We start from the raw sequence: 18,942 nt of genomic DNA, 5'->3' as shown, positions 1-18,942 counted from the left end.
CTCGTTCCACAGCTTCCTGAGAAAAATGATTCGACAGGGCCAATCGGCTGATATATCGCTGATTAATCGTTTAATCAGCTTGCGGCGGAAGACTGGACCTTGGCACGTCCCGGACCTAAACTGACGAGGATAGCCACGACTCTCGGCGTCTCCGCGGCGACGGTTTCCAACGCGCTTTCGGGCAAGGGGCGTGTTTCGGCGGAACTCGCCGAAAAGATCCGCGCCACCGCGACGGAGCTCGGTTACGTGCCGAGCCAGGCGGGGCGGGCGCTCAGGACAGGCAGGAGCGGCGTTATCGGGCTGGTGCTGCCCGATATCAGCAATCCGCTTTTTCCCCAGATCGCCCAGGCCATCGAGTTCGCAGCGTCTTCTGCCGGCTACGGCGTGCTGATCGCCGATTCCCGCGGCGACGTCGCGGTCCAGACGAGGGCGATCGAGCGGCTCATCGAGCGGGGCGTCGAGGGCATGGTCATCGTGCCGCGCCGCGGGACGCGCATTGCCGATGTCGGTTGCCCGGTCGCAGTGGTGGACACGCCGTCGACGCCGGGCAACACGGTGGCTGCGGATCACTGGGACGGTGGACGCCAGATCGCCGAACATCTCGTGGAGCTCGGCCACCGGCGCCTGCTGATCATCGGAAACAATCCAGCCTCGAACGTACAGAACGACCGCATCGGCGGCCTTCGCTCGGCTTTGGGTGAAGGCATGCGCGCCGAGACGCTGTGGATCGAACGGCTGGAGCAGCTACACGGCAAGGGCTGTTCGCTCGGGCTCGCCGGGAAGGTGGCGGAAGGCGTGACGGCCTTTGCGGCCGTCTCGGACCTGCATGCGCTGCGCGCGCTGACGGAACTGCAACGGGCCGGCATCCATGTTCCGGAACAGGCGAGCGTCACCGGCTTCGACGACCTGATCTGGTCGCCGGTAGTGACGCCGGCGCTGACCACGATTCGGATGGATATGGCGCGCATCGCGACGCTCGCGGTCGAGGCGCTGGTGCAGGCGATTGGCACCAGCAAAGCCGAATCCGACGGCACGCCCGTTGCCGCCACCATTTCGAAAGTGCCAATGCAACTCGTCGTCCGCCAGTCCACGGCGACGCCACCCCCCAACGTGCAGCCACCTATTGTCAGCGAAGGAGAACCGCAGCCATGAAGAATATCCTGCTCGCCTCGAGCGCACTTCTCTTGATCGGCGCCCATGCCGTATCCGCTCAGGAGAAGACCCTGACCATCTCCGTCTACGGCTTCGCCCAGGACGCGTTCAAGGAACTGGTCTATGATCCCTTCGAAGCCAAGTGCGGTTGCAAGCTCGTCGTCGAAACGGGCAACAGCGTCGAGCGCCTCGCCAAGATGGAGGCCAACAAGGCAAATCCGGTCATCGACATGGCAGTCGTTTCCATGGCGGACGCGCTTTCCGCTACGAGGGCCGGCCTGATCGAAAAGATCGATACCTCGAAGCTCGGCAATTTCGACAAGCTCTACGACATCGCCAAGGATCCGAACGGCGACGGCATGAGCGTCGGCTACACTTTCTACGCCACCTCGATCGTCTATCGGTCCGATAAGGTGGAAGTCACGTCCTGGGCCGATCTGCTCGGCGACAAGCTCGCCGGCCATGTGGCTCTCCCGAACGTCACAACCAATCAGGGCCCGCCCACGCTCTACATGATCGGTGAGGCGCTGGGGCAGAATGCGCCTGACCTCAAGGCTGCGATCGCCGCCGTCGGCGAGAAGAAGGACGATATCGTCACTTTCTACGTCAAATCTTCGCAACTCGTGCAGTTGATGCAGCAGGAGGAAATCTGGGCAGCGCCGATCGGCCGTTTCTCCTGGGAGGGCTTCACCAAGATGGATCTGCCGATCAAGTGGGCGACTCCGAAGGAGGGCCAGACCGGCGGCATGAACGTCATGGTTCTGACCAAGGGCTCGAAGAACCAGGATCTGGCGCTTCAGTTCATGGATTTCTGGCTGTCGACGGAAATCCAGACGGCGCTCGCCGAAAAGCTGGTCGACAGTCCGGCCAACAAGGAGGTGAAAGTCTCGCCCGAGATCGCCGAGAATCTCACCTACGGCGAAGAGACGGTCAAGAACCTGAAACTGATCCCGTCGGCCGTGGCGCTCGACAACCGGGAAGCCTGGCTTTCCGAATGGAACGCCAAGGTCGGCCAGTAAGAGCCGGGCTCCTGTTTCGCGCGACGCCAGGTTCTGCCGGCGTCGCGCCACGTATCCAACGGCGGCACTGCCGCGGAAAGGCGTAGAGATGTTCCACAACCGGGCCGAGGCACTGGCGCTTGCCCTGCCGGCGGCCGTGTTCGCCGCCGTCGTCTTTCTGGCGCCGGTTGTCATCCTGCTCGCCGAAGGCTTCCGAAATGCGGAGGGCTGGTCGGTATCCGCCTATACCGGCTTCCTTTCCGATCCGCTCAACCGGACGGTGTTCCTGCGCACGCTTCGGCTCGGCGCGACGGTAACCGTGGTCGCGGCCGTCATCGGCTATGCCGCTGCCTTTGCCATCGTCAACCTGCCGCCGAAAGGCAAGGGCCGGATGATCGGCCTCGTCGTCCTGCCGCTGATGACATCGCCGGTTGCGCGCACCTATGCCTGGATCGTCATTCTGGGAAGGACCGGGATCGTCAATCAGGCACTGACGAGCGTCGGCCTGACGGACGAACCGGTGCGCTTCCTGTTCACGGAGACGGCGGTCTTCGTCGGACTCCTGCAGCTCTTCCTGCCGCTGATGATCCTGGCTCTGATCAGCGCGCTCGAAAACATGCCGAAGGACGCGATCCCCGCCGCGCGGGTGCTCGGCGCCAATTGGTTTCAGGTCTTCTGGAAGGTCATTTTGCCGCTCACCAAGGAAGGTCTGGTGATCGGCGGAACGCTCGTCTTCACCGGCTCCCTGACAGCCTATATCACGCCGGCGATCCTCGGGGGCTCCAAGGTCCTGATGCTGGAGACGCTCCTCTATCAGCGTGTGACCGTCGCCAATGATTTCGTCTCCGCAAGCGTCATCGCCTTCATCCTGATCGTCATGAGCTTCGCAGCCAACCTTCTCTTGAAGCGGCTCGCCACCGCGAGGAGCAAGCGATGAATTCCCGTCTTTTCCCGGTAACGGTGCTCGTACTCGTCACCGCGTTTCTGATCGGCCCCTTCTTCATCATCGTCGCGGCATCCCTGTCGGGGGGCGAAACGCTTGCCTTTCCGCCGCAAGGCCTGTCGCTGAAATGGGTCGCAAAGGTCTTCGAGGTCGAGAGCTTCCGCGAGAGCTTCACCATGTCGATGCTGCTTGCCATCGGCGGGACGGCTGCCGCGCTCACCCTCGGCATCCCGGCATCCTACGCGCTTTCGCGTTACCGGCTGCCTTTCGGCGAAACGGTGCGCACCGTCGTCTCCCTGCCGATCATCGTGCCCGGCATCATCGTCGGCCTCGCGCTGCTGCGCTATCTCGTCGTTCCCTTCGGCTTCAACATCACGCTCGCGCTCTTCCTGGCACACACGGCGCTCGTCTTGCCCTATGCGGTGCGCGTCGTCTCGGCGAGCCTCAACAATCTGCGCTCCGATATCGAGGAGGCCGCCGTGCTGCTCGGCTCGTCGCGCGCCGGCGCCTTTTTCCGTGTGGTCATGCCGAATATCCGCAGTGGCATTCTCGCCGCCTTCATCCTCGGCTTCGTCACCAGCTTCAATCAGGTGCCGGTTTCGCTGTTCCTTTCCGGCCCCGGCGTGCGCACCCTGCCGATCGACATGCTCTCCTACATGGAGATCACCTATGATCCGTCGGTCGCGGCGCTTTCGGCGCTTCTCGCCTTCATGTCCATCGGCATCGTCTTCCTCGCCGAGCGTTTCCTAGGATTTTCCCGCTATGTCTGACTCCGCCTTCCTCAGCCTCGAAAAACTGACGCTCGCCTATGGCGACACCGTCGCGGTGAAGGATCTCGATCTGTCGATCCGAAAAGGCGAGCTTGTCGCCTTTCTCGGACCTTCGGGCTGCGGCAAGACCACGACGATGCGCTCCATCGCCGGCCTGCTGAAGCCGCAATCGGGCCGCATCAGCCTCGACGGCGTCGACATCACCCGCGTCGCCGCGAACAGGCGTTCCGTCGGTCTTGTCTTTCAGTCCTATGCGTTATTCCCGCATCTCACCGTCTTCGAGAATGTCGCCTTCGGTCTGCGGCTGAAGGGCCTCTCCGGCGCGGAGCTCGAATCCCGTGTCGGGACCGGGCTGAAATCCGTCGGGCTGACGAGCTTTGCCGGCCGGAAGCCGGCCGAGCTTTCCGGCGGTCAGCAGCAGCGCGTAGCACTTGCCCGCTCTATGGTGATGGAGCCGAAGGTGCTTCTTCTCGACGAGCCGCTTTCCAACCTCGACGCGCGGCTGAGGCTCGAGATGCGCACGGAACTGCAGCGGGTCCAGAGGGAAACCGGCGTCACGATGATCTTCGTCACCCATGATCAGGGCGAGGCGCTGTCACTGGCCGACCGAATCGTGGTGATGCTCAACGGTGCGATCGAGCAGATCGGCACGCCGGAAGAGATCTATAACCAGCCGGCCTCCGCCTTCGTGGCCGATTTCGTCGGCTTCGAGAATATCTTTGCCATCGAGAACGGCAGATTGCGCGCCGGAAACGGCCCGATCGAGCTTCCCGGGCCTTTGCCGCACGATGCGGCGGGGCTTGCCTGGCGCCCGCGCATGGTGACTCTGGGGTCGGGCCCTTTCACAGGCACAGTGCGCGGGGCCTCTTTCTCGGGCAGCACGCGCGAATACCTGCTCGATACGCCGCTCGGTGCACTGAAGGCCGAAGTGGATGCGGCCGTGCCCGCGCATGCCGCAGGCACCACGCTCGCCTTCGATCTGCCGGTCGAAAAGGCCGCGAGGCTGGAAAGGTTCAATTGATCCGTCATGGGCATCTGGATCGACACGGATATGGGCTTCGACGACATCGCCGCGATGCTCGTTGCCCTTCACGCCGGTGAGGCCGTCGACGGCGTCTCGCTGGTCTACGGCAATGTGCCGCTCGGGCAGGTGAAGCGCAACGCCGCGGCAGCAGCGCAGGCCTTCGGTTGGACCTTTCCGATCCATCAGGGACGGGCGCTACCCGTGCTCGGGAAGCTCGAGACGGCGGAGCGCATCCTCGGCAGGACCGGCATTCCGACGGCGAGACTGAGCCTCCCCGATGCACCCGCCCTGCCGGATAGCGACGCGTTCCTTGCTCTCTGCCGCTGGCTGGAGGACGGCAACGGTCCGCATCGTATCCTGGCGCTCGGGCCGCTGACCAATATCGCTGCCCTTGCTCTGGCACGTCCCGATCTCGCCGCGCGGATCGACGAGCTCACCTGGATGGGTGGCGGTGTTTCCAGTGGCAATCATACGGCGTCGGCCGAGTTCAACGCCTTCGCCGATCCGGAAGCGCTTGCCATCGTGCTTGCCCACGGCGTGCCGTTCCGGATGGTCGATCTCGACCTCTGCCGGAAGGTCATCGCCTATCCGGACGATGTGGAAGCCATGCGCACCGCAGGTGGCGCGAAGGCCGCGCTGCTTGCCGACCTTCTCGCCGGCTACGTCGCGATCGGCACGAGCCGTGGAAGGGTGGGCATGGCGATCTACGATCCCTGCGCAGCCGTTGCGCTGGTCGATGGAAACGCTGTGTCGTTTCGCCCGGCGCGAATCGATGTCGAGCTTGCCGGTGCATTGACGCGCGGCCGGACGGTGGTCGAGACCCGGGGGAGCCACGAGACATTCAACGCCCATTATGCGGTCGACGTCGATGCGGAACGTGTCCGCGGGCACCTGCTGGGTGCGCTCGCCAAGGAAGCCGCCAGATGAAGGACCTGCAGCAACCCGCCGACCTTGATGACGCCGGCTTGCGGGCGCGCGCAGTTGCCGCCGCACGCGGAGATGCGCCCTTCGACGTGCTCGTCGCCGGCGGCACGGTCGTGGATGTCGTGACGGGCGAATGCCGGGCGGCGGATGTGGGGATCGTCGGTGCGCTCATCGCGAGCGTCCATGCACCCGGGTCGCGCAGCGACGCTGATATGCTCATCCATGCGGCGGGAGCCTACCTTTCGCCCGGCCTTATCGACACGCATATGCATGTCGAAAGCTCGATGGTGACGCCCGCGGTCTACGCTGCCGCCGTCGTGCCGCGCGGCGTGACCACAGTCGTCTGGGACCCGCACGAACTGGGAAATGTGAGCGGACTTGCCGGCGTGCGCTGGGCTGTCGACGCAATGGACGGTCTGCCCTTGCGCGCCGTGGTGCTGGCGCCGTCCTGCGTGCCCTCCGCTCCCGGTCTGGAGGTCGCCGGCGCGGATTTCGACGCCGATGCCGTCGCGGAAATGCTGTCCTGGCCGGAGATCGGCGGGATTGCCGAGGTCATGAACATGCGCGGCGTCATCGACGGCGATCCGCGCATGACTGCGATCGTCGAGGCGGGGCTGAAGGCGGGCAAACAGGTCAACGGGCATGCGCGCGGCCTGGCGGGAGCCGATCTGCAGGCCTTCGTGACGGCAGGCGTCAGCTCCGATCACGAACTCGTCTCCGGCGACGACCTGATAGCGAAGCTCCGCGCGGGACTGACCATCGAGCTGCGCGGCTCGCACGATCACCTTCTTCCCGAGTTCGTGACAGCGCTCGGTGTTTTCGGGCATCTGCCGCAGACGGTCACACTTTGTACCGACGACGTGTTCCCGGACGATCTTCACCGCGACGGCGGCCTCGACGACGTGGTCCGCCGCCTCGTGCGCTACGGGCTCAAGGCCGAGTGGGCGCTGCAGGCGGCAACCCACAATGCCGCCCGGCGGCTCGGAAGGGCCGATCTCGGCCTGATCGCTCCCGGTCGCCGTGCCGACATCGTGCTCTTCGAGGACATTCGCGATTTCCGTGCGCGGCATGTGCTGGCGAACGGCAGGCTGGTGGCGAGCGGCGGTGGGATGCTTCAGGCGCCCGCCGCGGCCGATGTCTCGCCCTTGCGCAACACGATGAAGATCGAACCGCTGACAGTGGACGATTTTCGCATCGCTGCCACTGGCAGCACGGCCCGGGTCGTGACGATCGACCGGCCGCGCTTCACCCGATGGGGCGAGACGAGAGCCGAGGTTTCGGGCGGATGTCTGATGCCGCCGAAGGGTACGACGCTGATCGCCGTCGCCCATCGGCATGGCCGCGCCGACAGCCGTCCGCGGGTCGGTTTGCTTGAAGGCTGGGGCGAGTGGCGCGGCGCCTTTGCGACGACGGTTTCGCATGACAGCCACAATCTGACGGTCTTCGGCGGCAACCCCCGCGACATGATGGTTGCGGCCAATGCGGTGATTGAAGCCGGCGGCGGGATGGCGGTCGCTGCCGAAGGCAAGGTCGAGGCGCTGCTGCCTCTACCGCTTTGCGGGCTTATTTCGGATATGTCGCTGGCCGAAGTCGCAGCAGGGTTCGCGGCCATTCGCGAGGCTGCCGGCGGAATCGTGGAGTGGCAGCCTCCTTATTTCGTGTTCAAGGCCTGCTTCGGGGCGACGCTCGCCTGCAATGCCGGGCCGCACCAGACGGATCGCGGCATCGCCGACGTAGCGACCGGCAAGCTGCTCGAAAGCCCGGTCCTGGAGACGTCCTGACGCTCTTCAGGCCTTGAGCTCCTGTTCCACCAGCGCGGTCCAGAAGGCAGCGCCGGGACCGATCGCCGCGTCGTTGAAGTCGTAGGCGCTGTTATGGTGCAGCGCGCCGTCGACGGCGGGGCCATTGCCGAGCCAGACATAGCAGCCGGGCGACTCCAGCGCAAAGAAGGCGAAGTCGTCCCCGGCGGTCGAGGGCGGGAAGCTGGTCAGCGCCTTCTCGCCGAAGACGGACCGGGCGGCCGAAAGTGCGCGCGCCGTCGCGTCCGGATCGTTGACGACCGGGGGAATACGCCGCTCGAAACGATAATCGGCCTCGATTCCGTACATCGCCGCGGTCCCCTGCGCCAACCGGTCGATCTCTTCTTGCAGCTGGTCGCGCACATGCGGCGTATAGGCACGCGCCGTGCCGCCGATCTCGACCGTATCCGGAATGACGTTCAGGGCTTTCGGATCGCCCGCTTGCAGCGCGCAGGCGCTGACGACCGCCGGCTGCAGCGGGTCGACGACCCGGCCGACCACAGTTTGCAGGGAAGCAAGAAACGTCCCTGCCGCCGTGATCGGATCGCGGCCGAGATGCGGCTTGGCGCCGTGCGTGCCGACGCCGCGGAAGGTGAGGCGCCAGCTGTCCGACGAGGCAAGCTGCGGCCCCGCCACGACGGCCATCTCGTCCACTGCGAGGCCCGGCATGTTGTGCAATCCATAGACCGCGTCGCAAGGGAAAAGGTCGAACAGCCCGTCCTCCACCATGCGCCTGGCGCCGCCGCGGCCTTCCTCGGCAGGCTGGAAGATGAAATGGACCGTTCCCGAGAAGTCACGCGTCGCCGCAAGGTGGCGCGCAGCGCCGAGCAGCATCGTCGTATGGCCGTCATGGCCGCAGGCATGCATCTTTCCCGCTATCTTGGATTTGTAAGGCCGAGCGGCGAATTCCGGCATCGCGAGCGCATCCATGTCGGCGCGCAGGCCGATCGCGCGCGTGCCGTTGCCGACCTGCAGCGTGCCCACGACGCCGGTCTTGCCGAGGCCGCGGTGGACCTTGAGGCCTGCTTCTTCGAGGAGCTTCGCTACGAGGTCGCTCGTCCGCTCTTCCTCGAAACCGAGTTCGGGATAAGCGTGCAGGTCGCGGCGAAAGGCCGTGAGAAAGGTGAGATCGTCGACAATCCCGGGGGGCACGCGCATCGGCAGGCATTCCTTGAGCAGTCTGGAAAGGGCCTGAATTCCCCAGCTTTTGGCGCTCGGGTGTGCCCTTTTGGTTTGATCGAAGCGGCAATGGGTATAGACGAAAAACTCTGGGATCAGAACCTTTTACTCACCCGAACGGACGCTTGGCATGACGGAAACGAAGGCGATCGAGCCGCACGATTACTGGCAGGAGGTCTTTCCACCCGGTAGCTTTGTCGGGCACGGCGGCTTCCGCGCCTCTTTTCCGGCCACTCTCGCGGACGGACGCCAGATCCTCCTGCCGATCCGGCCGCTTTCGGACGGCAAGCATGCGCTGGCCTCGCTGATCATCAATCAGGCGAGCTTCGAGGTGGAGGACGCGCTCGCGGAGGAACTGGCCGCCCGACTGGCGCCCTTCCGACCGGAAATCGTCGCGGGTCTTCCGACACTCGGCCTGACGCTTGCCGCAGCCGTTGCCCGCAAGCTCGGCCACAAGCGCTATGTGCCGCTCGGAACCTCGCGAAAATTCTGGTACGTCGACGATCTCTCCGTTCCCCTGTCGTCCATCACGACACCGGGCCAGAAGAAGCGACTCTACGTCGATCCCCGCATGCTGCCGCTGTTGAGGGGCCGGCGAGTCGCCCTGATCGATGATGTGATATCGAGCGGGGCCTCGATACTTGCCGGCCTGTCGCTGATGGCGGCCTGCGGCATCGAGCCGGTCGCGATCGCTGCCGCCATGTTGCAGTCGGACCGGTGGCGCAAGCCGCTCGCCGACCTCTCTCCGCAATGGCCGGAGCGGACCGTAGGCGTCTTCGCGACGCCGATGCTCGTCCGGGCCGAAGACGGCGCCTGGACCGCGTCCGATACCCGGATCTGACGTTGCCGGTGCCCGCAGGAGCGCCCGGAATGCCCTCGAAAACTTGAAAGTCTTTCGCTCCCGGCGTCGAAATCGGTGGCTAGCGATCATGCGCGCGAAAACGCACAATCGGGTGCTTGCGATGGCGTCCCATCCGGCGAGGCCGCACGGCCTGGATCATACCCCCTGAAGAAATATCGGGGCGCGATCAACTTGCAATGGCCGGGCTCTTGGAGGAGCAACACACCCGGTCTCTGTCGTTCGGCTGCGTCGAGATGACGTCTGCCAAGGGAGGAAAAATGTTTGAACGACTCTTCAAGCTTAAGGAGCACGGCACGACCGTCCGCACGGAAGTGATCGCCGGCGTTACGACGTTCCTTACGATGTCCTACATCATCTTCGTCAATCCTGACATCCTGTCGACCACGGGCATGGACCGCAACGCGATCTTCGTCGCGACCTGTCTTGCGGCCGCTCTCGGCTCCGCCGTCATGGCTCTCGTTGCCAATTGGCCGATCGGCATGGCGCCCGGCATGGGCCTCAACGCATTTTTCGCCTTCACGGTCGTCGCCGCCCTCGGCTTCACCTGGCAGCAGGCACTCGGCGCCGTCTTCATCTCCGGCATCATTTTCCTGCTCCTGACGGTCACGGGGGTCCGAAGCTGGCTGATTGCAGGCATACCGCATTCGCTGCGCAGCGCGATCGCGACCGGTATCGGCCTGTTCCTGGGCATCATTGCCCTGAAAAACGCCGGCATCGTCGTCGACAATCCGGCGACCCTGGTCGGCCTCGGCGATCTCAAGCAGACCGGACCGCTGCTCGCGATCCTCGGCTTCTTCGTCATCGCCGTTCTCGACGCGCTCAATGTCCGCGGATCCATCCTCATCGGCATCCTGGTGGTAACGGTCCTGTCGATGTTCCTCGGCGTGTCGGAATTCCAGGGCATCGTCTCTGCGCCGCCGAGCATTGCGCCGACCTTCCTCCAGCTCGACATCATGGGCGCCCTGCATGGCGGTCTCGTCCACGTCATTCTCGTCTTCGTGCTCGTCGAGGTCTTCGACGCGACCGGCACGCTGATCGGTGTCGCCAAGCGCGCAAAACTGGTGGAAGAGGGCAAGCCCAGCCGTCTCGGGCGTGCATTGCTTGCCGACAGCTCGGCCATCGTCGCCGGCTCGCTGATGGGCACCAGCAGCACGACCGCCTATGTCGAAAGCGCCTCGGGCGTGCAGGCGGGCGGGCGCACCGGTCTAACGGCGCTGACGATCTCGGTGCTGTTCCTCGCCGCACTCTTCATCTCGCCGCTTGCCGCCGCCGTTCCGTCCTATGCGACCGCGCCGGCACTGCTTTACGTTGCTGGCCTGATGATGCGCGAGCTCACCGAGATCGAATGGGACGATCTGACGGAGGCGGCACCCGCGGCGCTGACCGCCATCGCCATGCCCTTCACCTATTCGATCGCCAACGGTCTCGCTTTCGGCTTCGTAAGCTATGTCGTCCTGAAGGTCTGCACCGGCAAGTGGAACGTCATCCATCCGGCGACCCAGCTCGTCGCGGCACTGTTCATCGTTCGCTTCGCATTCTTCGCCGAGTGACGGAGCATGGTTGGGGAGAGGGTCGCGACCGGCGCGGCCCTCCAAGCCGCCACGGTCGTTGACAAACCGTCAAACCCCTGGCGTTCTTGCCGGACTTTAAGACATACTTCGCGGCGCTCGCGTGACAAAGTTGGACTTGAGTAACCCATCATGATAGGTTACTTGCGTGTATGGTCACGATCTATCGCGCAAACGGCCTGAGCGTCGTCATCTTTACTGACGATCATGAACCGGCCCATGTACATGTCTTTGGCGATGGGCAGGTCAAGATCAACCTGATCGGACCGGATGGCGTTCCGGAATTGATTTGGGCTGATGGCATGAAGCGGAGCGATGTGCGCCGGGCCGTCCAGATCGTCAACGAACGGCAACAGCAATTCCTCGGCAGATGGAGGGCGATTCATGGCTGAATTGACGGACACCCAAATCGACGCAGCTTTGGAGAGCGGCCGGATGGCGCGAGAAACAGAGCCCCGTGCTGCATCTGCGCGCTATGACGAGCGAAGCGGCCGGATCGTCGTGGAGTTGACCAATGGCTGCACGTTCGCCTTTCCGCCACGCCTGGCGCAGGGACTGGAAGATGGGAGCAGCGATCAGCTCGCCGCAGTCGAAATCCTTGGGCAAGGTTATGGCCTGCATTGGGAGGCCTTGGACGTCGATCTTTCGATTCCGGGCCTTTTGGCCGGCATATTCGGCACCAAGGCTTATATGGCGCGGCGGGCGGGGCAAGCGACATCGCCGGCGAAGGCAGCAGCCGCGCGTGCTAATGGTGCCAAGGGCGGGCGGCCGCGCAAAGCGGCCCGCGGCTAGAGCGGGATTAGGAAAAGTGTGCGCGGTCTTCCGCCCACGTCCCGCTCTAACCTATTGAAATCGATCACACTCACGACTCTAGGGTCGACCCGACCTAATGTCATTCTGAACTAGGATATGCTCGCCTCGGCGACCCGGCCGTAAATGCGCAGGCGGCTGACGCCGCCATCCGGGTAGATGTTCAGGCGCACATGCGTAACCGGATCGGCATGTCCAAGCATATCGGCCCCATACTCATGGATGCTGTCGGCGGAAAGCTTCCGGTGCGGCAGAAGCTCTTCCCAGAACATCGCGGAGGAGGCGGCGAGCACGTCGCACCCGGCAGCCACGCCTGCGAGGTCAGCCGCCTGTAGCGAGCAGCCGTCCGGGTAGTTGCCCTTGAAGTGCGCCGTGTCGACGACGATCCGATCGACGTGCCCGCGTGCGGCAAGCTTGACGATGATCCAGTCGTAGCCCGGTTCGCGGCGTCGGCGCGTTTCCCAGCCATCGCCCATATTCGCACCCCGGCCGGGCGCAATGAGGCGTTCGTGGCCGTAATGGCCGTTGGAGAGGGCTAGGATCCGGCCCCCGGAAAGGCAAGAGGCGAGATCGATCGTCTCGTTCGCTATGGCCTTGAGATCGAGTGCCGGAGTGCCGTAGACCCGCAGCCGGGCGATACCGCCATCCGGATGGATGCGCAACCGGACATGGCTGTAGACCGCGTCGGAGTGCACGGCGAAGAAGTGATGTGCATTCGGTCCGAGGGCGGTGACCGCCAGCAGTTGGATCCACTCGGCCGCCTCGTCCGGATCTTCCGCCGAATGACAGGCTTCTATCGAGCAGGCGCTCGGATAATTGCCGGTGAAGTGCGACGTGTCGACGTCGAAGCCGGCAATCCGCCCTTTCACGGCGAGCGCGATGACCGCGTAGTCGTGGCCGGCACCGCGGCGGCGGCGGGTTTCCCAGCCGTCCATCCATTTGCCGTTATCCTCGTAAAGGCCGGGGTGGAACGCGGCCGGCTCGTCCTTGAGCATGCGCTCCACCGGGCCGAAGAATTCGTCCGTCGCAAAGAGCGCGCGGGCGCCGAGGCCCGCGGAAGCGAGGTTGATCGTCCCGCCCGCAAAGCCGGGGGGAACTTCAGCGGCGCGCGTCATGGCGCCGCCTCAGTCCGGCAAAGTGTCGCGCAGCCGCAACAGCGCGATCCGCTCCACCTGGCGGCACGCGGTCTTGAACTCGGTCTCCCGATCGTTGCCGATACGGTTCTCGAAGGCGGCAAGAATCTCGTCCTTGCTGCGCCCCTTGACGGCCATGATGAAGGGAAAGCCGAACTTCTCGACATAGGCATGGTTGAGGGCCGTGAAGCGCTCGCGCTCCTGATCCGTCAGCGCGTCGAGACCCGCCGAAGCCTGCTCCGAAGTCGAGCTTTCGGTCAGGCGCTTCGCCTGGGCGAGCTTGCCGGCAAGATCGGGGTGGGCTGTAAGGACGGTTAGCCGTTCCTCTTCGCTTGCCTCGCGAAAGACCGCGCAGAGCGCCGCGTGCAGTCCCGATGCCGTGTCGTTGGCGGGGCCAAGTTCGCCTGCGAAGGCGCGTCTGGCGATCCAGTCCGAGTGCTCGAACACGCCTCCGAAGCGACCAATGAAGTCATCTTTCGACAGGCGCGACGGCCGATTTTCATTCGGCTGGAACGGATAGGTTTCTGCCCAGTAGCGGGCAATGTCGATCCGGCGGGCGAGCCAGACCTTCTCGTGGCTCTTCACATAGTCGAGGAAGCGCGCCACTGCAGCGGCGCGGCCGGGCCGGCCGACCAGACGGCAGTGGAGGCCGATGCTCAACATCTTCGGTGAGCCGGCAGTGCCCTCGGCGTAGAGAACGTCGAAACTGTCCTTCAGATAGCTGAAGAACTGGTCGCCGCTGTTGAAGCCCTGTGGCGTTGCGAAACGCATGTCGTTGGCGTCGAGGGTGTAGGGGATGACGAGCTGATGCCGGCCGGCATGTTCGTGCCAGTAGGGCAGATCGTCCGCATATGCGTCGGAGACGTAGTCGAAGCCGCCGGCCTCGGTCACGAGGTCGAGCGTGTTCACGGAGCAGCGGCCGGTATACCAGCCGGTCGGCCGTTCGCCGGTTACGATCGTGTGAAGGCGGATCGCCTCGGCGATCTCGGCGCGCTCGCGCTCCGCGTCGAAATCCTTGTGCTCGATCCATTTGAGGCCGTGGGAGGCGATTTCCCAGCCGGCGTCCTGCATGGCGGCCACCTGGGCGGGCGATCGCTTGAGGGCCGTGGCCACGCCGTAGACGGTTGCCGGTATCTCCTTTTCGGTGAACAACCGGTGCAGCCGCCAGAAGCCGGCGCGCGCGCCGTATTCGTAGATCGATTCCATGTTCCAGTGGCGCTGGTCAGGCCAGGCCTGAGCGCCGACGATTTCCGAGAGAAAGGCCTCCGACGCCGCGTCGCCGTGAAGCACGCAGTTCTCTCCGCCCTCCTCGTAATTGATCACGAATTGCACGGCGATCCGGGCGCCGTCGGGCCAGGCGATGCGCGGGTTCGGACCATGGCCCAGGAGATCGCGGGGATATCTCATAGCAGCAGCTCCTCCAGAGATTGTCTCGTCGCCCAATTCGTAGCGAGAATTCCGCTCTCCCATTCCCCCCGAAAAATTTGAAAGTCTCGAAGGTTGAGCCCGCTACACAAGGGCGCCCGCCGCCCGGATACTCTATCCTCGATGCTGACTTTCGGAGGAGCGACAGAATGCAAGTTCAAGACGGAACGCCCGGGCGCCTGACGACCCACGTGTTGGACACGGCGAGCGGGAAACCGGCAAGCAATCTGCGCATCGATCTCTACCGGATTGAAGGTGAGCGGAGTGAGCTCCTCTCCTCTACCCGCACCAACGATGACGGGCGCTGCGACGCGCCGCTTCTCAACGGCTCCACGATGGCAACCGGAACCTACGAACTGCGCTTTCACGCCGGAGAATATCTCGGCACTGCGGATGAGCGCGGCACGCACCCGTTTCTCGACGTGATCCCTATCCGCTTCGGGATCGCCGACCGGGCCGCGCATTATCACGTGCCGCTCCTGCTTTCGCCCTACGGCTATTCCACCTATCGCGGGAGCTGACGGCAATGACGACCGAAATCCGCAACACGATCCGTTTCCTTTTGAACGACCGGCCCGTCGAGCTTGCCGATGTATCGCCGGTGCAGACGCTGCTGGACTTTCTGCGCATCGACCGGAGTCTGCGCGGGACGAAAGAAGGCTGCGCGGAAGGCGACTGTGGCGCCTGCACCGTGCTTGTCGGCCGGCTTCTCGACGGCAAGCTCAAATACGAATCCGTCAACGCCTGCATCCGCTTCGTCGCATCGCTCGATGGCTGCCATGTGGTGACGGTCGAAGCGCTTGCGCAGCCGAACGGGCCGCTGCACCCCGTGCAGCAGGCGATGGTCGACACGCACGCCTCGCAATGCGGTTTCTGTACGCCCGGTTTCGTGATGTCGCTCTACGGCCTCTGGATGACGAATGCCAAGCCGAGCGTTCAGGAAATCGAGAAGGCGCTGCAGGGCAATCTCTGTCGCTGCACCGGTTATGCGGCGATCATTCGGGCGGCGGAAGCGATTGCATCGGTCGGCGAGCTCGGCAAGGATCCGCTGATCGTGGAACGTGAGGAGATCACGCGGCAACTGGAGGCGCTTCGGGACGGGCGCCGCGTCGAGATCGGAGGCGAAGACGAGCGCGTCGTGCTTCCGGCCTCGCTGGACGATTTCGCCGTGGTTCTTGAGGCAAACCCCAAGGCGACGATCGTCGCCGGTTCGACCGATGTCGGGCTCTGGGTCACCAAATTCATGCGCGACATCGCGCCGGTCGTCCATCTCTCGCATCTTGAAGAACTGCGGCGGATCTCCGTCGACGCGAACGGGATCAGCCTTGCCGCCGGCGTAAGCTACACGGAGGCCTATCCGGTCATCGTCCGGCACTTCCCGCAACTTCGCGAGCTCTGGGATCGCATCGGCGGCGAGCAGGTGCGCAATATGGGCACGGTCGGAGGCAATATCGCCAACGGTTCGCCGATCGGCGACACGCCGCCGGCGCTGATCGCACTTGGCGCTTCGGTGATCCTGCGCAAGGGAGCACGCCGCCGCACGCTGCCCCTCGAAGCCTTCTTCATCGAATACGGCAAGCAGGATCGCGAACCCGGCGAATTCGTAGAGACTGTCCGGATCCCCTTCCTGGACGAGACCGACCGCTTCGCCGTCTACAAGATCACGAAACGCTTCGATGAAGATATCTCCGCAGTCTGTGGCGCGTTCCGCGTGAAGCTCGACGGTGACGGCAAGGTTGCCGACGTGGCTATCGCCTTTGGCGGCATGGCGGGCACGCCGAAGCGCGCGTCGAAAGTGGAGGCCGCTCTCAAGGGCGCGCAATGGAACGACGCTGCCATCGAGGCTGGCGTAGCGGCCTTCGAGCGGGATTACACGCCGCTCACCGATTGGCGCGCCTCTTCCGAATATCGGATGCTCGTTGCAAGGAATCTTCTGCGGCGCTTCCATCTGGAAACGCAGGAAACGCGCAATATCCGGATCGACCGCACGGTCGCGGTGGCTATGTAGGGAGGGTGGACCCATGAATGTGATGCAGCCCGTCGATCGCGTCCGCGGCGCCGTCCACGACAAGGAACGCCACGAATCCGGTCACAAGCACGTTTCCGGAACCGCAGAATACATCGATGACATTCCCGAGCCCGCGGGCACCCTTCATGGCTATCTGGGGCTCTCGCAGCGCGCGCATGCCGAAATCCTGTCGGTGGATTTCGAGGCGGTGCGTAACAGTCCTGGTGTCGTGGGAGTGCTCACGGCGGAGGACATACCCGGCGAGAACGATATCAGTCCGGCGCACAAGCACGACGATCCGGTCTTCGCGACCGGCAAGGTCGAGTTCCACGGCCAGCCGATCTTCGCGGTCATCGCGACCTCGCGCGAGGCCGCCCGGCGCGCGGCCGCCAAGGTAAAGATCGATTACCGCGATCTGCCGCACGTGACGGATGTTCTCGAAGCGGCGGCTGCGAACTATCCGCTGGTGATCGATCCCCTGAAGCTCGAGCGCGGCGACATCGACGCCGGCTTTGCCAAGGCGAAAAACACCGTTTCGGGCGAAATGCGCATCGGTGGCCAGGATCACTTCTATCTCGAAGGCCAGATCTCCTTTGCGATCCCCGGCGAGGATGACGAAGTGACGGTCTTTTCCTCGACCCAGCATCCGAGCGAGACGCAACTCATGGTCGCCCATGTGCTGGGCGTGCCGTCGAATGCAGTGACCGTGAACGTCCGGCGGATGGGCGGCGGCTTCGGCGGCAAGGAGACGCAGGCAAATCTTTTCGCTGCGGTTGCGGCAGTGGCCGCGAGGAAATATCGCCGCGCGATCAAGGTGCGCCCGGACCGCGACGACGACATGACGGCGACCGGCAAGCGCCACGACTTTCACGTCGATTACAAGGTCGGCTTCGATGACGAGGGCCGCATCGAGGCGGTGGACGCGGTCTTCGCCGCCCGCTGCGGCTTCTCGGCCGACCTTTCCGGACCGGTGACCGATCGCGCGCTCTTCCACGCCGACAATTGCTATTTCTACCCGAACGTGCGGCTGCGCTCGCGGCCGCTGAAGACCAACACGGTCTCGAACACCGCGTTCCGGGGTTTCGGTGGACCGCAGGGCATGGTCGGCGGCGAGCGGATAATCGAAGACATCGCCTATGCGCTCGGCAAGGACCCGCTCGAAATCCGCAAGCTCAATTTCTACGGCGGCGAGGGGCGCAACCTGACGCCGTACCACCAGACGGTGGAGGACAACATCATCGGCCGGATCATCGAGGAGCTCGAGGCTTCGTCCGACTATGCGGCCCGGCGGCAGGCGGCCGTCGCATTCAACCGCGAGAGCTCCGTCATCAAGCGCGGCATCGCGCTGACGCCGGTGAAGTTCGGCATCTCCTTCACCAAGACGGAATACAATCAGGCCGGCGCCCTGGTCCATGTCTATACGGATGGCTCAATCCAGCTGAACCACGGCGGCACGGAGATGGGGCAGGGGCTCTACACCAAGGTGGCGCAGGTCGTAGCGGACGAGTTCCAGGTCGATCTCGACCATATAAAGGTGACCGCGACCTCGACCGGCAAGGTGCCGAACACCTCGGCGACGGCCGCTTCGTCCGGCTCGGACCTCAACGGCATGGCAGCCGCCAATGCCTGTCAGCAGATCAAGGAGCGGCTCGTGCGTTTCGCGGCCGAGCACTACGGGGTGAGCGAAGCTGATATCGCCTTCGAGCCCAACACGGTCCGGATCGGCGCCGGACGCATCGCCTTTACCGATCTCATCAAGGCGGCTTATGCCGCGCGCGTGCAGCTTTCGGCGGCCGGTTTTTACAAGACCCCGAAGATCCACTGGAGTCGCGCCGAAGGGCGGGGGCGTCCATTCTATTACTTCGCCTACGGAGCCTCCTGCTCCGAGGTCAGCGTCGACACGCTGACCGGTGAGTACCAGGTCGAGCGGACCGATATCATCCACGATGTCGGCAAGTCGCTGAACCCGGCGCTCGACCTCGGCCAGGTCGAAGGCGCCTTCGTGCAGGGCATGGGCTGGCTTACGACGGAGGAACTCTGGTGGGATGCCAAGGGCCGGTTGCGGACGCATGCGCCCTCCACCTACAAGATCCCACTCGCCTCCGATCGCCCGCGCGTGTTCAACGTGCGCCTGGCCGAATGGTCCGTCAACCGGGAGGAGACGATCCGGCGCTCGAAGGCGGTCGGGGAACCTCCTTTCATGCTGGGGATTTCGGTTCTGGAGGCCATATCCATGGCAGCGGCAAGCGTCGCGGATTATCGTATTCCGCCGCGCATCGATGCCCCGGCAACGCCGGAGCGCGTGCTGATGGCGGTCGAGCGCCTGCGCGCCCGCCGGGACGGGTAG

The 18,942-nt window shown here is 64.4% G+C and carries 17 protein-coding genes; 14 read left to right on the top strand and 3 right to left on the bottom strand.

The window, feature by feature from the left end:
* Positions 1–99: 99 nt before the first annotated feature.
* The 7 genes from AC6CIG_RS22010 (at position 100) to AC6CIG_RS21980 (ending at position 7,592) form a co-directional block, all read left to right on the top strand.
* Positions 100–1,152 (top strand): LacI family DNA-binding transcriptional regulator, encoded by a 1,053-nt coding sequence (locus AC6CIG_RS22010; protein WP_127709793.1) that lies wholly within the window; start codon positions 100–102, stop codon positions 1,150–1,152.
* A complete protein-coding gene (locus AC6CIG_RS22005; RefSeq protein WP_127709795.1) occupies positions 1,149–2,171 on the top strand; it encodes an ABC transporter substrate-binding protein in 1,023 nt (340 codons plus the stop codon). Before AC6CIG_RS22010 ends, AC6CIG_RS22005 begins: the two co-directional genes overlap by 4 nt.
* Before the next feature lie 88 nt (positions 2,172–2,259).
* The gene (locus AC6CIG_RS22000; protein ID WP_127709797.1) at positions 2,260–3,087 is read left to right on the top strand and encodes an ABC transporter permease; all 828 of its coding nucleotides are present in this window, start codon (positions 2,260–2,262) and stop codon (positions 3,085–3,087) included.
* Positions 3,084–3,863: an ABC transporter permease gene (locus tag AC6CIG_RS21995; protein ID WP_102762366.1), complete on the top strand. Its 780-nt coding sequence runs from the start codon at positions 3,084–3,086 to the stop codon at positions 3,861–3,863. The genes AC6CIG_RS22000 and AC6CIG_RS21995 overlap by 4 nt, the downstream gene beginning before the upstream one ends.
* Positions 3,856–4,884, top strand: coding sequence for an ABC transporter ATP-binding protein (locus tag AC6CIG_RS21990; RefSeq protein ID WP_437411534.1), 1,029 nt, complete (start codon positions 3,856–3,858; stop codon positions 4,882–4,884). Before AC6CIG_RS21995 ends, AC6CIG_RS21990 begins: the two co-directional genes overlap by 8 nt.
* 6 nt (positions 4,885–4,890) lie before the next feature.
* Complete coding sequence (locus AC6CIG_RS21985) at positions 4,891–5,814, top strand: nucleoside hydrolase (RefSeq protein ID WP_437411535.1); 924 nt, start codon at positions 4,891–4,893, stop codon at positions 5,812–5,814.
* Entirely contained in the window at positions 5,811–7,592 is a 1,782-nt protein-coding gene (locus AC6CIG_RS21980) for an adenine deaminase (RefSeq protein ID WP_127709803.1), read from the top strand. Before AC6CIG_RS21985 ends, AC6CIG_RS21980 begins: the two co-directional genes overlap by 4 nt.
* Positions 7,593–7,598: 6 nt before the next feature.
* Here the strand turns inward: AC6CIG_RS21980 and AC6CIG_RS21975 are convergent, their stop codons facing one another.
* Positions 7,599–8,768: a M20 aminoacylase family protein gene (locus AC6CIG_RS21975; protein WP_437411537.1), complete on the bottom strand. Its 1,170-nt coding sequence runs from the start codon at positions 8,766–8,768 to the stop codon at positions 7,599–7,601.
* Positions 8,769–8,919: 151 nt separating this feature from the next.
* Here AC6CIG_RS21975 and AC6CIG_RS21970 point away from each other — a divergent pair, with 151 nt between their 5' ends.
* The 4 genes from AC6CIG_RS21970 to AC6CIG_RS21955 all read left to right on the top strand — a co-directional run bounded on the left by AC6CIG_RS21970 (position 8,920) and on the right by AC6CIG_RS21955 (position 12,011).
* Complete coding sequence (locus tag AC6CIG_RS21970) at positions 8,920–9,630, top strand: phosphoribosyltransferase (protein WP_127709807.1); 711 nt, start codon at positions 8,920–8,922, stop codon at positions 9,628–9,630.
* A 278-nt stretch (positions 9,631–9,908) separates the two neighbouring features.
* The gene (locus AC6CIG_RS21965) at positions 9,909–11,201 is read left to right on the top strand and encodes an NCS2 family permease (protein ID WP_014530473.1); all 1,293 of its coding nucleotides are present in this window, start codon (positions 9,909–9,911) and stop codon (positions 11,199–11,201) included.
* Positions 11,202–11,371: 170 nt separating this feature from the next.
* Positions 11,372–11,611 (top strand): DUF4160 domain-containing protein, encoded by a 240-nt coding sequence (locus AC6CIG_RS21960; protein ID WP_018097064.1) that lies wholly within the window; start codon positions 11,372–11,374, stop codon positions 11,609–11,611.
* Entirely contained in the window at positions 11,604–12,011 is a 408-nt protein-coding gene (locus AC6CIG_RS21955; protein ID WP_102762372.1) for a DUF2442 domain-containing protein, read from the top strand. The genes AC6CIG_RS21960 and AC6CIG_RS21955 overlap by 8 nt, the downstream gene beginning before the upstream one ends.
* 110 nt (positions 12,012–12,121) lie before the next feature.
* Here the strand turns inward: AC6CIG_RS21955 and alc are convergent, their stop codons facing one another.
* Positions 12,122–13,144, bottom strand: a complete 1,023-nt coding sequence (alc, locus tag AC6CIG_RS21950) for an allantoicase (RefSeq protein ID WP_498323801.1) — start codon at positions 13,142–13,144, stop codon at positions 12,122–12,124.
* Between the two features lie 9 nt (positions 13,145–13,153).
* Positions 13,154–14,569: an allantoinase PuuE gene (gene puuE, locus AC6CIG_RS21945; protein ID WP_498323800.1), complete on the bottom strand. Its 1,416-nt coding sequence runs from the start codon at positions 14,567–14,569 to the stop codon at positions 13,154–13,156.
* A gap of 167 nt (positions 14,570–14,736) precedes the next feature.
* On the opposite strand from puuE, the gene uraH reads away from it, so the two are divergent.
* From uraH to xdhB, 3 genes are read left to right on the top strand one after another with little or no spacing between them, the layout of a single operon-like run.
* Entirely contained in the window at positions 14,737–15,108 is a 372-nt protein-coding gene (gene uraH / locus AC6CIG_RS21940; protein ID WP_102762375.1) for a hydroxyisourate hydrolase, read from the top strand.
* A 5-nt stretch (positions 15,109–15,113) separates the two neighbouring features.
* Positions 15,114–16,595 (top strand): xanthine dehydrogenase small subunit, encoded by a 1,482-nt coding sequence (gene xdhA, locus AC6CIG_RS21935; RefSeq protein WP_437416855.1) that lies wholly within the window; start codon positions 15,114–15,116, stop codon positions 16,593–16,595.
* 13 nt (positions 16,596–16,608) lie between these two features.
* On the top strand, positions 16,609–18,942 hold the full coding sequence (gene xdhB / locus AC6CIG_RS21930) for a xanthine dehydrogenase molybdopterin binding subunit (protein ID WP_498323799.1): 2,334 nt from the start codon (positions 16,609–16,611) through the stop codon (positions 18,940–18,942).

It is taken from the genome of Sinorhizobium sp. GQ132 (assembly GCF_059758575.1).
The sequence above is the reverse complement of the archived record's forward strand: the minus strand, read 5'-3'. Positions and strand labels throughout refer to the sequence as shown.

Coding starts and splice junctions, on each gene's coding strand:
- AC6CIG_RS21955 (WP_102762372.1), top strand. CDS start 11,604: ATGGCTGAATTGACGGACACCCAAATCGACGCAGCTTTGGAGAGCGGC.
- AC6CIG_RS22000 (WP_127709797.1), top strand. CDS start 2,260: ATGTTCCACAACCGGGCCGAGGCACTGGCGCTTGCCCTGCCGGCGGCC.
- AC6CIG_RS21970 (WP_127709807.1), top strand. CDS start 8,920: ATGACGGAAACGAAGGCGATCGAGCCGCACGATTACTGGCAGGAGGTC.
- AC6CIG_RS21990 (WP_437411534.1), top strand. CDS start 3,856: ATGTCTGACTCCGCCTTCCTCAGCCTCGAAAAACTGACGCTCGCCTAT.
- AC6CIG_RS21985 (WP_437411535.1), top strand. CDS start 4,891: ATGGGCATCTGGATCGACACGGATATGGGCTTCGACGACATCGCCGCG.
- AC6CIG_RS22005 (WP_127709795.1), top strand. CDS start 1,149: ATGAAGAATATCCTGCTCGCCTCGAGCGCACTTCTCTTGATCGGCGCC.
- AC6CIG_RS21965 (WP_014530473.1), top strand. CDS start 9,909: ATGTTTGAACGACTCTTCAAGCTTAAGGAGCACGGCACGACCGTCCGC.
- alc (WP_498323801.1), bottom strand. CDS start 13,144: ATGACGCGCGCCGCTGAAGTTCCCCCCGGCTTTGCGGGCGGGACGATC.
- AC6CIG_RS21995 (WP_102762366.1), top strand. CDS start 3,084: ATGAATTCCCGTCTTTTCCCGGTAACGGTGCTCGTACTCGTCACCGCG.
- AC6CIG_RS21975 (WP_437411537.1), bottom strand. CDS start 8,768: ATGCGCGTGCCCCCCGGGATTGTCGACGATCTCACCTTTCTCACGGCC.
- uraH (WP_102762375.1), top strand. CDS start 14,737: ATGCAAGTTCAAGACGGAACGCCCGGGCGCCTGACGACCCACGTGTTG.
- AC6CIG_RS21960 (WP_018097064.1), top strand. CDS start 11,372: ATGGTCACGATCTATCGCGCAAACGGCCTGAGCGTCGTCATCTTTACT.
- xdhB (WP_498323799.1), top strand. CDS start 16,609: ATGAATGTGATGCAGCCCGTCGATCGCGTCCGCGGCGCCGTCCACGAC.
- puuE (WP_498323800.1), bottom strand. CDS start 14,569: ATGAGATATCCCCGCGATCTCCTGGGCCATGGTCCGAACCCGCGCATC.
- AC6CIG_RS21980 (WP_127709803.1), top strand. CDS start 5,811: ATGAAGGACCTGCAGCAACCCGCCGACCTTGATGACGCCGGCTTGCGG.
- xdhA (WP_437416855.1), top strand. CDS start 15,114: ATGACGACCGAAATCCGCAACACGATCCGTTTCCTTTTGAACGACCGG.